Origin of the sequence: Novipirellula herctigrandis (assembly GCA_007859835.1) — a bacterium.
GTDB classification, from domain to species: domain Bacteria; phylum Planctomycetota; class Planctomycetia; order Pirellulales; family Pirellulaceae; genus Novipirellula_A; species Novipirellula_A herctigrandis.
The window spans coordinates 547,105-560,263 of sequence record SJPJ01000002.1 but is presented as its reverse complement, the minus strand read 5'-3'; the positions used below and the strand labels follow the sequence as shown (position 1 = coordinate 560,263).

The 13,159-nt window shown below is 51.3% G+C and carries 11 protein-coding genes; 7 read left to right on the top strand and 4 right to left on the bottom strand.

Going from position 1 to position 13,159, the window contains the following annotated elements; all coding sequences use genetic code 11:
• Positions 1-32: 32 nt before the first annotated feature.
• Positions 33-404, bottom strand: coding sequence for a hypothetical protein (locus CA13_RS32960; protein ID WP_419195271.1), 372 nt, complete (start codon positions 402-404; stop codon positions 33-35).
• 276 nt (positions 405-680) lie between these two features.
• Between CA13_RS32960 and CA13_RS32955 the strand changes: the two genes are divergently transcribed.
• The 6 genes from CA13_RS32955 to CA13_RS32930 all read left to right on the top strand — a co-directional run bounded on the left by CA13_RS32955 (position 681) and on the right by CA13_RS32930 (position 7,751).
• Complete coding sequence (locus CA13_RS32955; RefSeq protein WP_146404341.1) at positions 681-1,628, top strand: sensor histidine kinase; 948 nt, start codon at positions 681-683, stop codon at positions 1,626-1,628.
• A 20-nt stretch (positions 1,629-1,648) separates the two neighbouring features.
• A complete protein-coding gene (locus tag CA13_RS32950) occupies positions 1,649-2,380 on the top strand; it encodes a response regulator transcription factor (protein WP_146404340.1) in 732 nt (243 codons plus the stop codon).
• Positions 2,381-3,125: 745 nt separating this feature from the next.
• Positions 3,126-3,719, top strand: a complete 594-nt coding sequence (locus CA13_RS32945) for a 5-formyltetrahydrofolate cyclo-ligase (RefSeq protein ID WP_146404339.1) — start codon at positions 3,126-3,128, stop codon at positions 3,717-3,719.
• Positions 3,716-4,912: a GspE/PulE family protein gene (locus CA13_RS32940; RefSeq protein ID WP_146404338.1), complete on the top strand. Its 1,197-nt coding sequence runs from the start codon at positions 3,716-3,718 to the stop codon at positions 4,910-4,912. Before CA13_RS32945 ends, CA13_RS32940 begins: the two co-directional genes overlap by 4 nt.
• Before the next feature lie 284 nt (positions 4,913-5,196).
• The gene (locus CA13_RS32935; protein ID WP_146404337.1) at positions 5,197-6,429 is read left to right on the top strand and encodes a uroporphyrinogen decarboxylase family protein; all 1,233 of its coding nucleotides are present in this window, start codon (positions 5,197-5,199) and stop codon (positions 6,427-6,429) included.
• A 101-nt stretch (positions 6,430-6,530) separates the two neighbouring features.
• Entirely contained in the window at positions 6,531-7,751 is a 1,221-nt protein-coding gene (locus CA13_RS32930) for a glycoside hydrolase family 99 protein (protein ID WP_146404336.1), read from the top strand.
• Positions 7,752-7,837: 86 nt separating this feature from the next.
• Here CA13_RS32930 and CA13_RS32925 read toward each other — a convergent pair whose 3' ends face one another.
• The 3 genes from CA13_RS32925 to CA13_RS32915 form a co-directional block, all read right to left on the bottom strand.
• Positions 7,838-8,899, bottom strand: coding sequence for a type IV pilus twitching motility protein PilT (locus CA13_RS32925; RefSeq protein ID WP_146404335.1), 1,062 nt, complete (start codon positions 8,897-8,899; stop codon positions 7,838-7,840).
• 3 nt (positions 8,900-8,902) lie between these two features.
• Positions 8,903-10,318 carry a type IV pilus twitching motility protein PilT gene (locus tag CA13_RS32920; RefSeq protein ID WP_419195270.1) on the bottom strand — a complete coding sequence of 472 codons (1,416 nt, stop codon included), beginning with the start codon at positions 10,316-10,318 and terminating at the stop codon, positions 8,903-8,905.
• 363 nt (positions 10,319-10,681) lie between these two features.
• Entirely contained in the window at positions 10,682-11,449 is a 768-nt protein-coding gene (locus CA13_RS32915; protein WP_146404334.1) for a PEP-CTERM sorting domain-containing protein, read from the bottom strand.
• Positions 11,450-12,085: 636 nt separating this feature from the next.
• On the opposite strand from CA13_RS32915, the gene lpxD reads away from it, so the two are divergent.
• Entirely contained in the window at positions 12,086-13,153 is a 1,068-nt protein-coding gene (gene lpxD / locus CA13_RS32910; RefSeq protein WP_146404333.1) for a UDP-3-O-(3-hydroxymyristoyl)glucosamine N-acyltransferase, read from the top strand.
• Positions 13,154-13,159 lie beyond the last annotated feature (6 nt).

Sequence of the window (13,159 nt, the reverse complement as noted above, 5' to 3'; positions counted from 1 at the left end):
ATGTTCATTCGCACTTTCGGTTGATCGCTGTGCTAGGCCGACCATAGATAGATCAATAGGTAGGCCATCCAAGCCGCGGTGACGGAAATCAGTCCAAGTGCTAACCAACGATGAGCCGGTTGACGCCACGATGTGGGGTGGACTTCGCGTTCGTAAAGATGGCGGAACCGTTCCCGTTGGGATTCGGAATCGAACACGCCGTCGTCAACTAATTCATGCAAGCCAAACTGGACGGAATACTCGACGACACCGAACACGCTATGGCGATGTAGGTCGGAATTGATTCCAATCCCTTCAAAGTACCAAAGTTGGTTACCATATGCATGTTCGGACTCAGGCCGTTCGTCGATACATCGAAGTTGGACAATTTCACTCTGATCGGGACAAAACCGTGCCCGTGTCATTGCCCGAGTACAATCGAGGCGCACCTGTCGTATCGTTCGATCTGAAAAACGTCTGGTCCTGGTATCCGCACCCATTGGCTGTTGCTCCGACTTACCGCCAAGGAAATAAATTCAACCCGTGTTTAGCATTATTGCCGGTTAGTCCACTAACGTCACTGGGATTTATGGTGAAAAATCCCCTTTGACGACCGAAAAAATATATTTATTCATTGCAATAAGCAACTTTCGCCCGATTTGCCCAAGTTACATTTTCGTCTTTTTTGATGGTCACTTTGCATGTTTGAACGTCGTTCTTTAACAGCCCCGATCACTTTGGGCGTCGTGATGATCATTATGGTGGTCGTTTTGGCGGTCGTTTGGATTCTGGGAAATTGGCTCAGCGCAAGTGGAACACGGGCGTCTGCGTCCGTATTTTGGACGATTTTGGCGACCGGTTCCGTGATGTTGGCGGCAATGTTGGCCGGCGTGATTGCCTACCTGACGCTGACCGTGAAGGCGTTTAACCTCAATCGCCGGCAATCGAACTTCATCGATGCGGTCACTCATGAGCTAAAAAGTCCTATCGCCTCCCTGAAATTGTGCTTGCAAACGTTGTCGCGGCGGAACCTTGACGAGCAGCAACAGACTGATTTTCACCGATTCATGCTGGAAGACGTTGAACGACTTGATTCTTTGATCAACCATTTGCTTGATGCCGCGCGCATCGAACGTGGCAACGAGCCAATGGAAAAAGAGCCAATTCGCTTAGACGAGTTGTTGAACCAAATCAGCACTGCAATCTGTTTACGACATCGCGTGCCCGAAGATTCGATCGAAGTCGTGTGTCCGCCTATTACCGTGCTAAGTCAAATGGTTCAATTGGACATTCTATTTCGAAACCTGATCGACAATTCCGTGAAATATGGTGGCTCGCCGCCAAAGGTACACATTCGGGCGAAAACCAACGTTGACAATCAAGTCGTTGTGTCCGTTGTCGATAATGGCAATGGGATTCCCGCAAATCAGAAACGGAAAGTTTTTGGTCGCTTTGTTCGGCTCGGTAACGAACTTGAACGAAGTCGGCCTGGCACTGGACTTGGTTTGCATTTGGTGCGAAACGTGACCAAAGCGGTCGGTGGCACGGTCCGTATTCTTGATCGCCAAGAAGAGACCGGCACCGAGTTTTCGGTCACACTCAGTGGCGTTGTTGCCAATGAATCCGATTTATCTTCCCCAAAAAATTGAAACGCATTCTGAAGACGACCATGGGCGCACATATCCTCGTTGTTGAAGACGAAAAACATCTTGGCGTTGGCATCAAGTTCAACCTCGAAGCGGAAAACTATCGAGTCACCTTGGTCGAAGATGGGCCAACCGCGCTACGATTGGTCGAGTCGGCCAATGCGTCGATCGACCTAATCGTTCTTGATTTGATGCTGCCGGGTATGAGTGGCTATTCGGTTTGCGAAACCATTCGCCAATCGGGTCTTACGATTCCGGTGTTGATGCTGTCGGCTCGAACACTTGCGGAAGATCGCACGCGAGGTTTCGATGTTGGTGCGAACCAGTACATGAGCAAACCGTTTGAATTGGACGAGCTACTCAGCCGGATCAAGAATTTGCTTCAAATTTCGGCACAGGAACCGAACAAGGGCCCGCCGAAAAAGACAGAGCCCTCGGTGACACAGTTTCAATTCGGAGAAGTCGCAGTTGACTTTGAAACCCACGAGGCCACGGTCGCGGACAAGCCCGTACGTATGACACCCAAGGAATTGAAACTACTGAAATATTTCGTCGAGCATCCGAATCGAGTGATCAGCCGAAACGAGCTATTGAAAGAAGTGTGGGGGATGTCGGGAAACCTGCAAACTCGAGCGGTTGACCAATTCATCGCCCGATTGAGAAAGATTATTGAGGTCGAACCGAGTGCGCCGGTGCATCTTTTGACGATCCGCGACGCGGGTTATCGGTTCATCGTCGAAGCGCCAAGCGAGTAGCTTCTTGGCGTTTCGATCGGCGCATAAAAAAAGCTCCCGGAAAGTACGAAATCCTAGGGGGGCGGAGGACAACGCGCTTCTATTCCGGGAGCCGGTGGTTTGTGGTCCGATCGGGGAAGACACATCCTTGTGTCAACCGATCGAACACTTACATTGCAAAATCAAAGTCGCCAAGGCAAGCCCACTTCCGTGTGTTTTCGCGATGACGTGTTCCGCAGCTACGAATATTGTTGCCTATGCAGAATCGTCTCGACATTGCAGTGCCAGTCGCTTTGCATCAATGAATGGTGCTCAACGATGGGCGCAGAATAGTGGGAAGCTTTCCTATCGGTCAAGACGAATATTCATTTCCTTTTTTAAGCTTGAAGATTCGGCAACGAAAAACAGCGTAACAGGTTAAATTCCGAGGGTTTCTATCGTTTTTTTGGTTTGGCGTGCGGCAATTTGTCACCATGAAAGGTGTTTTTCTTTGACCGATAGGAGATTTTTTTTGGGGTCGAATGATCGACGCGAAAAAAACGCTGATCTGTATCCGTACATCCGAAACGCGAAAAAGATTAAGCTATTTGGCTTCGAGCATCGTTGTTCAAATGTTGGGCAACGGAAAAATTCGGTTGATCATTGAAGCGAAAAGAATGATTGGTGATGAAGTCACTCGCCAAACCGTTCTCTTCGCGAGTCCTTGATTCCTAGCGCGATGCAGTAGAACGATTCGGAGTTTTTTCGTGAGGACTAGCTTTTAGGGATGGAAATTGAACCAACGGAGTTGAAAAAACAGATTCGCAGGATCGCTTTGGCGTTTCGTCGTGAACAGGTTGATAAAGATGCGTTAAGTCAGCGAATCACTGAACGTGTTTTTTTGTTGCACGCCTATCAGCAAGCCCGCTGTGTGATGTGGTATCTCGATGCACGCGATGAGGTTCGGACGCAGCACGCGATTCCCGAGGCCTTGAAAAGTGACAAACGGATTGTTGTCCCGTATTGTGAGCAGGAGCGGCTTGGGTTGTTTCACCTTGAAGCGATCAGCGAACTCGAAACCGGGGCATATAAAATTCTCGAACCTCGTTCGAACCTGCGAAAGTCACGTGGTCGGTTGGTTGATATCGGTGAAGTCGATTTGGTTTTGGTTCCGGGAGTCGCGTTTGACAAATTAGGCGGGCGAATTGGGCATGGGAAAGGCTACTACGATAAACTTCTTCAACATGCTAGACCTGACACGACGCTCGTCGGCTTGGCGTTCGAATGCCAAATGAATGAATCTCTACCGATGAATGAGTTGGATATTTTCATGGATATGGTTGTTACCGAAACGCAGATCTACAACAGGCCACGGCAATGAACGGCGCGGGGAATTTCTCGGACCTCATTATTGGCGATCCGAACTATGCGGTGGATGTGGTCGATCGCTTGATTCCGTTGGCATGGGACCTCGGTGCGTCCGATGTGCATCTGCAACCGCGGCGCGATGGATGGGAAGTCTTGTTGAGAGTCGATGGCGTGTTGTCTCAAATCGATTGGGTCGCAGGCGGCAGCCATAGCGATCCGGTAACGCGGCTAATGGTGATCGCCGGTTTGCCCACTTACCGGGATACTCAGCCGATGGAAGGACGTTTGAAATGGTCTAGCTCCAACACGGGCAAAGATGATGTTGCAATGCGACTAGGCGTTTTTCCAACGGTGCATGGACCGCGCGCGGTGATTCGATTGCTTCGAAAAGACAACGCCTTTGATCGTATTGAATCGCTTGGGATGTCACCGGATATCACGCAGACGTTGGTGGATTTGACTAGGCAAACCGATGGCGCGATTTTGTTGTCAGGGCCGGCCGGCAGCGGCAAGACCACAACGCTATACGCGATGCTGCGTCGAATTGCTGCATCGGTTCCGCGGCGCAGTGTGCTGACAATCGAAGATCCGGTGGAGTCGGTGATTGGTACGATCAGCCAAAGTGAATTGGACCCAAGTAGCGGCATGACGTTGGCCTCAGCACTCCGTAGTGCTGTGCGTCAAGACAGCGAAGCGTTGTTGGTCAGCGAAATACGGGATCCGGAAACGGCCGAAGCGGCGATGCAAGCTTCGTTAACGGGGCATTTGGTTTTCTCTTCTCTGCATGCGTCGGATGTTGCTGCGTCGATGCGACGCTTGGTGCAGTTCGGTGTACCCCCCTTTGCGGTCCGCAGTGGTGTCAGAGCGATCGTGTCTCAGCGTTTGTTGCGGCGACTTTGCAGCAAGTGTGGCGGAGATTGTGGACGAGACGCCGAAGATGCCGCAGATCAGGGCCAGGCGTCTTGCCAGGAGTGCTTGGGAACTGGCTATCGGGGGCGTGTTGTCGTGGCGGATTGCGTTCGCTTCGACGGTGGCGATGAAATTGGTGAGGTGTTAGCCGAGTCGCTTGAATCGGGGGCGTCCGTACTGCGAATGCGAAGCGACGCAAAACAGGTCGGGGCTAACGATTTGCGGACTCAGGCTTTGAGGTTGGTGGACGAAGGGATCACGGACAACGCCGAGGTTTACCGGGTGCTTGGTGGGTAACTGCGATGAGTGGAACTCAGAGGAGGTGAATTCAGATCGCTTGGCCCGTATTCAATCTTGAAGATACTTAAACGGATGCGGTTGATTGACGCGGTTGATTGACGCGGTTCAGGCGTTTTGCAGTACAGAATGGTGTCTCACATTCACCATTTTTTGTCCGGTCGTACAATTGCCCCGTCTTCTTCGCTATGGGATCATGCTTTCGGTAAACGAGTTGGAGTAGATCGATTATCAAAACGCAGCAACGTTCAACTACTCATGGAATTAACCTTAGGGATCGATCGATGAATTCTCGTCAACGTGTGCTGATGTCGATTCGGCACCAAGAACCAGATCGTTTACCCGTGGATTTGGGGAGTACGCCATCGAGTGGGATCTCGGCGATCGCCTATAATGCATTGAATCATCATTTGGGAATGAATCTTGGACCCGCGAAAGTCTACGATGTCGTTCAACAGCTCGCTCAGCCCGATGATCGTTTATTGGATCATTTCGGTATCGATGTGGTGGATGTGGGGCGGACGTTCAACACTCGCGATTCGGATTGGTACGAGTACACGCTTGCGGATGGAAACGCGGGGCTATACCCCACAGGGTTTCGTCCTGAACAAGCCGAGGACGGTTCTTGGATCGCAAAAGCGAAAGACGGCACGCCGATCGCCGAGATGCCCTCGGGCGGCATGTTCTTTGACCAAACCTGCTTTCCCTTTTTTGACGACTATCCCGAGAACTTCGACGGGTTGGATGATGCGATGAGCAAGGTGTTGTGGGCGGCGTTTGCACACAGCCCTTGGGATCATGTTAATGACGAAGGTTTCTGGGAAACGTTGCGATCCAATGCGTTGCATCTGAGAGAGACAACCGACAAAGCGTTGATGGTTGTCGTGGGCTGCAATCTGTTTGAATGGGGCACGTTTGTGCGTCGGATTGACAACTTTTTGATGGATCTCGTTGCGGAACCTGATAACGTCCAGCGACTGCTCGACGAATTGATGCCTCGTCATTTGGCTTTTTTGGAAAAGGTCTGTCATTACCTGGGTGACGTGGTAGATGTATGCCGTTTCGGTGACGATCTAGGGATGGATTCCGGGCCCTTCATGCGGCCTGAAACCTATCGAAAGTTGTTCAAACCTCGACACACGATGCTGTGTGACTATGTGAAAAAGAACAGTTCGATGCATACGTTTCTGCATTGTTGCGGAGGCATACGGCCGCTGATTTCTGATCTGATTGATGCTGGGTTTGATATTCTGAACCCTGTTCAGACAGCTTGCGAAGGGATGAACCCTCGTGAGTTAAAAAGTGAATTTGGCAACGACATCACGTTTTGGGGCGGCGGTTGCGATACTCGTCACATACTGAACAATGCGACTCCCGACGAAGTAAAGCGGCATGTTCGCGAACAGGTTGAAATTTTTGCACCGGGTGGCGGCTTCATTTTTAATACCGTTCACAATATTCTCCCGGACGTTCCGCCTGAAAATATTGTTGCGATGTTTGATGCATTAAAACGGTAGTGCGTTCATCGTACAGAGACTTTTTCGCTAGATTCGTGGGACGCACCCGCGGAATAATGCATGCCTGGGCGTTGAGCAAACTGAACAATGGATGGTGCCAATTGATTGATTCTACCAGACCGCATCGTATCCTTGCTGTCAGTCTGTTCTTTGTTATGACGGCGTTTTGTGGTGCAGGCACGTTAGCCAACCAGCCCGCCGAGGTCTCAACGTCCCCGCTTGTTTTGGCGCACTACATGCCTTGGTACACTGCAAAGCCATTCCGTAATCAATGGGGCTGGCATTGGACCATGAACCACTTTGATCCTGAGCTGCAAACCGATAGCAGACGCGAAGTGGCTTCGAAGTACTATCCATTGATTGGCCCTTATGACTCAGGTGACACGGACGTTCTTGAATACCACCTGTTGTTGATGAAAGTCGCTGGTATCGACGGTGTCATTGTCGATTGGTACGGACTGACGGATCTACATGATTACAAGGTGCTGCATGACAACACCCTGCGTTTGGTAGAACAGGTTGAGCGTTTAGGTATGAAATTCGCCATTTGTTATGAAGACCAAACACTACCAGCGTTAATCAAAGCGAATAGGCTCGATCCCAAAGACCGTGTGGATCACGTGGTATCGGAAATCGAGTGGATGGCGAGTCATTGGTTCACGCGGAACAGCTATGTCCAACTTGAAGACCGCCCCGTTTTGTTGTCGTTTGGGAATGCTGGATTGACGAATCCTGAGTGGACACAAGCGATTGGAAAACTAAAAGCTCCCGTTGCTTACTTCAGCGAACATATTTGCCGCGACGGTGCCATCGGTGGCTTTGATTGGCCAATTCCCAAACAAGGAGTCGAGCGGACGGCACGTTTCGGAGACATTTCGCGTCAGTGGCAGTCCTCCATCCCCGTCGTTTTTCCGCGTTTCGTTGATATCTATTCAGAGGCGAAGGTGAGGGATGGATATCCGCCAATTGAAGATAACGACGGAAAAACCTTTCAATTCAGTTTGCAGCATGCGTTTGCATCGAAGGCTCCACTGATACAAATTGCAACTTGGAATGACTGGGGTGAGGGAACCAACATTGAACCGAGCGAAGAGTTTGGCTATCGCGATCTCGAGGTGCTCCAGCAAGCACGCAGGCAGCATATTGACGCAACGTTTTCAGCCAAGGCAGAGGATCTTCGTTTGCCTGTGGCGTTGTTCCGGCTCCGCCAACTCAAAATTCACAACCAGGAACATCTTAGCGCCATCGCAAAGAACATCGTTGCCGGTCGTATGACGCTTGCGAAACGTCAGATCGAATTTCTAGAGGCTAAAAAGCCGTAAAGCGTTCCCGAGACAACGCGATTGGGATTAGCCCAAAGGCTGCGATTCACCGTCTTGCTTAACGACTTAACCAAGAGGGTTCGTTGTTACATTGGCGCATATTCTGCGAAACGCCGTTTCTCAGACGCTTTCATATAGGCGTCGGCACCGTCGATGGTTTCGGCATCCACCAACTGTTGCAGCGAATCGTCCATCAATTGCATTCCATCGCGTTTCCCCGACTGCAGTACCGAAGTGATTTTTTCGATTTTGCCTTCGCGAATGATATTCGCAACGGCACTGGTTCCAAACAAAATTTCGTTGGCCGCGACTCGGCCTTTGCCACCTTTGCGGAGCAATAGTTGTTGAGCCACAATTCCGCGAATCGACTCGGCTAGCATCGTGCGAATCTGGGCCTGCTGGTCGCTTGGGAAAACATCGATAATTCGGTCGATCGTCTTTGGGGCACTGTTCGTGTGCAGTGTCCCGTAAACCAACGTGCCCATACTGGCTGCACTGATTGCTTGACTAATCGTTTCCAAATCTCGCATTTCACCTACCAATACAACATCCGCATCTTGGCGCGTGACGGTCCGCAGTGCACTGGCAAACGATTGTGTATGCTCGCCGACTTCGCGGTGTGTGATGATCGATTGTTGGTTCTGATGGACGAACTCGACTGGATCTTCGATAGTGACGATATGTTTGCGCTGCCGCTGATTGATATGGTCAATCAGGGCAGCCAACGTGGTCGATTTCCCGCTTCCTGTGGGACCGGTTACGAGTACCAAACCGCTTCGCAAGTCCGCGAATCGCAACAATCCCGGTGGCAAACCCAATTCTTCGACTGATGAAATCCGTGTCGGAATCAGACGCATTACGGCCGCATACCCGGTCCGCTGGAAAAAATAATTGCAGCGAAATCTCGCTTGCTGACCTATCCCGTAGGCAAAGTCGAAATCGAGGTTCTCTTCGTAGCGGGCTCGTTGGCTATCGCTGCACAACTCGAACATGTACTCGGCCAATCGTTCTCGGGTCAGAACGTCGTGGTCCTCAATGTTCTCAACCTTGCCGTCGATGCGGTACTTCGGCGGTTGTCCAACGACGAGATGCAAGTCCGATGCGTTTACTTCTTGCATTCGAAGCAGAAGTGGATCTAGCTGTGCCATTTCCTACTCTCCCTCCAAAGCCAACTCGGCTTTGACGTATTTTTGATTTTGAGCGTATTCGTAGGCCATCTCTGGTGCGATGCGGCCTTCTTTGGCAAGTCGAATCAGAGAATCGTCCATCAGGATCATGCCGTGTTGCTTGCCTGTTTCCATCACGCCGTGGATCTGGTGGACCTTTTCTTCGCGGATCAGGTGTCCGATTGCTTGCGTGTTGACCAAGACTTCGACGGCAAGTGCCATCGATTTTTCATCGGCACCAGGCAACAGTAGTTGCGAGCAGATGCCACAGAGTGACTCCGATAGCATGGCGCGAATTTGAGGCTGCTCTTTCGGTGGAAACTCATCCAAGATTCGGCCGATGGTGCGGATTGCATCGGGCGTATGCAATGTCGCCAGCACCAAGTGGCCTGTCTCGGCGGCGGTGATCGCTAGCGACGTTGTTTCCAAGTCTCGCATTTCACCTACCATGATCACATCCGGAGCTTCCCGCAGAGCGGACCGCAGCGCATTGGAAAACGACTTGGTGTGCGTTCCGACTTGTCGCTGGTTGACATGCCCTCGTTTGCAGGGATGAACGAACTCGATCGGATCTTCGACAGTGATAATATGCTCGGCTCGGTTACGGTTGATGCGATCGACCATGGCGGCTAGCGTGGTTGTCTTGCCGCTCCCTTTTGGGCCTGTGACCAAGACGACGCCCACACGGTGCTCGGTGAATCGTTTCACGGCATCGGGCAATTGCAATTGTTCAAACGTGGGAATGGTTTCAGGGATCAAACGGAAAACGCCATCGACACCGCGATGCTGAAACAGCAAATTGGATCGGTAACGCCCCAGTTCCTCGCCACCGTCATAGGAAAAATCAAGCTCCAGGTCGGCTTTGAAAGCGGATCGTTGAGCGTCGGTCAAAATCGCTAGCAGCGATTGCTCAGCAACATCAGCCGTTAGACTCGGATACGGCAAATCCTTGAGTAGTCCATGCACACGAACCACCGGCACCATGCCCGATTTAATGTGCAAATCTGACGCCCCCATGCGACGGGCTTCAAGCATCAATCCGTGGATCAATTCAACACCGGGTTTTGCAAGCCGTTTCGACTCGTTCTTCGCAACGACTTTGGCCTCCGCGGCGGTTGATGCTTTTGAGCTCTCGGATGACTTAGGCGTTTGTGGCGATATCGGTTGAGGCGTTTCATCCGCCTCGCAGAGATACTCGGCGGTGAGCTTGTCCAACTGTTTTTTAAAAACCGATTGGAATTGGGCGGCCTTCTTTTCGGAAACCACCTTTCGCTGAACCAATTGCTCAAGGGCTTGCAGCGGGTCCGAAAACTCCGCCAAAAGTGCATCGAGCTCTGGCTCGGGGAGCAATTTATTGTGCAACGCAATGAGCCGAAACACCTGCTGAGACGCTTTCGACATGGCTGCCTCCATTAGGGCGGGAAGGGCGGGTGGGGTGTCGAAATCGGGAACCGTCGTAACGGGGAACCAGCGCAGTCTAACCGCTCGTGCAGTCGAACACAAAGACAATTTTGCGTGAGCCTACCCCGTGAGAGGCGTTTCCTTTGTGTTCATTGCTTCCTTCCGTTCCAGACTCTTTAGAAACGAGAATTGGAAAAGGGGCGTTTTCCCTCATCGCCAATTTTGTCTTCGGTTTTGGTCTTCAGTGGGCGGAGGGCAATCGGAGGCATCGAATGAGCCGGTGTGCGACAAGCGGTTGCGCAAAAAAAAGCGGCGGTCAAAATGACCGCCGCTTTTGTGCCTAATTTATTAGATCGAAATGTCTTACTTACGGCGACGATTGGTCAAACCAACCAAACCGATCAAGCCGAGCATTGCAAAGCTACCAGGCTCTGGAACAGCGCTGATTGTGTTAACAGCCAAGTTGTCAAAGAATTGATCGCCAGTCGTCGTTGTTTGCCGGAAGCCAAACGCGTTCACCCGAGCAACGGTTGCCGCATCAGTAGCATTGATCGTCCCAAGCCCCCCGACACTAAGTGACGACGTACCACTGTCAATATCAAGCGTAAGCGTTAAATCATACGTGGTATCCGAGTTAAGTTCTGTGACAAAAGCGGTCGACGCCGTGCCTGCGCTATTCGAAAGTCCCAAAACAAAATCAGTTCCGGCGCTCCCATCATTTACAAAAACTCTTCCGAAAAATGAGCCAGGGTCTCCCAATTCGTCGCTGTCTCCAATGAAATGTGTAATGTACTTACCCGTGGCAGACGACGATGCAGGATCCGCCGAATCCATTCTCATCTGGAACGTTGCGACGATGCTTCCGGATGTAAAACCAGTAGCCAAGGTAGTTCCTAAAAACTCAGCTCGCGTGTCTTCCGTTTCGTTATCGCTGAGATACAGTTCGCCTCCAACCACATTTTGTTGACCAGCGGTTCCAGAGCTAGTTGTCCATGGGCTGCCCGCAGCGCCAACAAGTGGTCCATCCGGATAGCTGAACGTCTCCGACAATACCAACGCAGCCGAAGCCTGAGGGATCGCAAAAAGCATCGCGACGAATGCCGCGAAAGCAAAGGTTACGGAAAGCTTCATTAGGAGGACTCCATCAGGATGTGTAGTGAATGAGTTGTTTAGGGGTTATAGGGAAATTGAATATAACCGTTAAGGACGGTAGATGCCACACGCTTGCAAAAAATCTTCTCTTTACCGATTGTTGCCGCAATATCAACCAACCTATTTAAAGAACAGATTGACGATTCGGAAATCCATTGGGTGGGTATTGCATAATATTGCTAAATGATCTTGCGAAATTTTTATCTTCGGCGGTTCGTCGACCTTCCCTAGCCGGTTTCCGAATTCATGGGTGCAGAATCCGTGCCATTAAAGCAGATTTGCGTCGTTCGTCCGTAAAACCACGGCTTTGCATAACTTCGACCAACCGATTGCTGGCACATTGGGCATTGGTGATGGAATAGAAGGCACTACGCAATAAGTGTCTGTAAAGGTATCGCAATGAACGGCACCCGACGGGGGGGCTATTCAATTCGGAACTCGGTCAACTCTCGCAATCCGATCTTGCTTGTGGGACGCAGTGCCAGTTATAGATGAATTTGAAAAACCCAGGACTGCCACTGGAATCGTGCAATCTGTGGCCGAAGAGCCATTTCTGCGATTTCGATGTGCCATCGCTTAAAACTCAAATACATATTTACCGGCAAGGATGACGGGATGAATATCAGGCTCTCTCGCTTAGTAGCGATGGTCGACGGAAAGCTAATTAACGGCCAAAAAAACGGCGATTGTGACTCGATCTGTACCGGGGCCTTCCCGCTCGGCGACGAATCGAGCGGGCAAGTCACGATGCTTGACGATTCGCGTCGAGCGAGCCAAATGAACGAGTCCGAAGCGATTGCCGTTGTCACCGCGGTGCCTCTTGATTCCGCTCCGATGGCTCAAATTGTGGTTGCAGACACTCATACTGCGTTCATCAAAATTGTCTCGCATTTTCGCCCTCCGCTAACCACCGATCTGCCAAGTTCGGGGGTCGATCCAAATGCGGTGATTGCCGAATCGGCACATATCCATCCGTCGGCCGTGGTTGGCCAAGGGGTCACGATTGGTGAGCGAACTCGGGTGATGCCGGGCGTTGTGATCATGCCAGGTTGCCGAATCGGTGACGATTGTGTTTTGTTTCCTGGCGTGGTGCTTTACGAATACACTCAAATCGCCGATCGATGCACCCTGCATTCTGGAACCATTCTTGGAGCAAATGGATTTGGGTACCGACAAGAAAACGGACGCCATGTTCCGACTGCTCAACTCGGGTTTGTCCAGCTCGATTCCGATGTCGAACTTGGGGCCTGCGTAACAATCGACCGCGCCACCTATGGACGAACGCGGATCGGTGAAGGAACCAAGATCGATAACCAAGTGATGATTGGGCACAATTGTCGCATCGGGCGTCATAATTTGTTGTGCAGCCAAGTGGGCGTCGCCGGCAGTTGTACCACAGGCGACTACGTTGTTTTGGCAGGCCAAGTCGGTTTGAAAGATCACCTTCATTTGGGCGATCGCACGATCGTTGGTGCTCAAGCAGGCGTGATGGACGATTGCGTTGGCGACCAGGTCTATCTCGGTTCACCCGCAACGCCTCAGCGCGAGCAAATGCAAATCATGGCAGTACAGCGACGTTTGCCGGAGATGCGACGTGAAATAAAAACGTTGCGACGGGACCTCGACCGAATGAGCGAGAAACAATCGTTGCCGATCGATGATCAAACGAAACACGCCGCGTAACGGGGA

Coding starts and splice junctions, on each gene's coding strand:
- CA13_RS32960 (WP_419195271.1), bottom strand. CDS start 404: ATGACACGGGCACGGTTTTGTCCCGATCAGAGTGAAATTGTCCAACTT.
- CA13_RS32955 (WP_146404341.1), top strand. CDS start 681: ATGTTTGAACGTCGTTCTTTAACAGCCCCGATCACTTTGGGCGTCGTG.
- CA13_RS32950 (WP_146404340.1), top strand. CDS start 1,649: ATGGGCGCACATATCCTCGTTGTTGAAGACGAAAAACATCTTGGCGTT.
- CA13_RS32945 (WP_146404339.1), top strand. CDS start 3,126: ATGGAAATTGAACCAACGGAGTTGAAAAAACAGATTCGCAGGATCGCT.
- CA13_RS32940 (WP_146404338.1), top strand. CDS start 3,716: ATGAACGGCGCGGGGAATTTCTCGGACCTCATTATTGGCGATCCGAAC.
- CA13_RS32935 (WP_146404337.1), top strand. CDS start 5,197: ATGAATTCTCGTCAACGTGTGCTGATGTCGATTCGGCACCAAGAACCA.
- CA13_RS32925 (WP_146404335.1), bottom strand. CDS start 8,899: ATGGCACAGCTAGATCCACTTCTGCTTCGAATGCAAGAAGTAAACGCA.
- CA13_RS32920 (WP_419195270.1), bottom strand. CDS start 10,318: ATGTCGAAAGCGTCTCAGCAGGTGTTTCGGCTCATTGCGTTGCACAAT.
- CA13_RS32915 (WP_146404334.1), bottom strand. CDS start 11,449: ATGAAGCTTTCCGTAACCTTTGCTTTCGCGGCATTCGTCGCGATGCTT.
- lpxD (WP_146404333.1), top strand. CDS start 12,086: ATGAATATCAGGCTCTCTCGCTTAGTAGCGATGGTCGACGGAAAGCTA.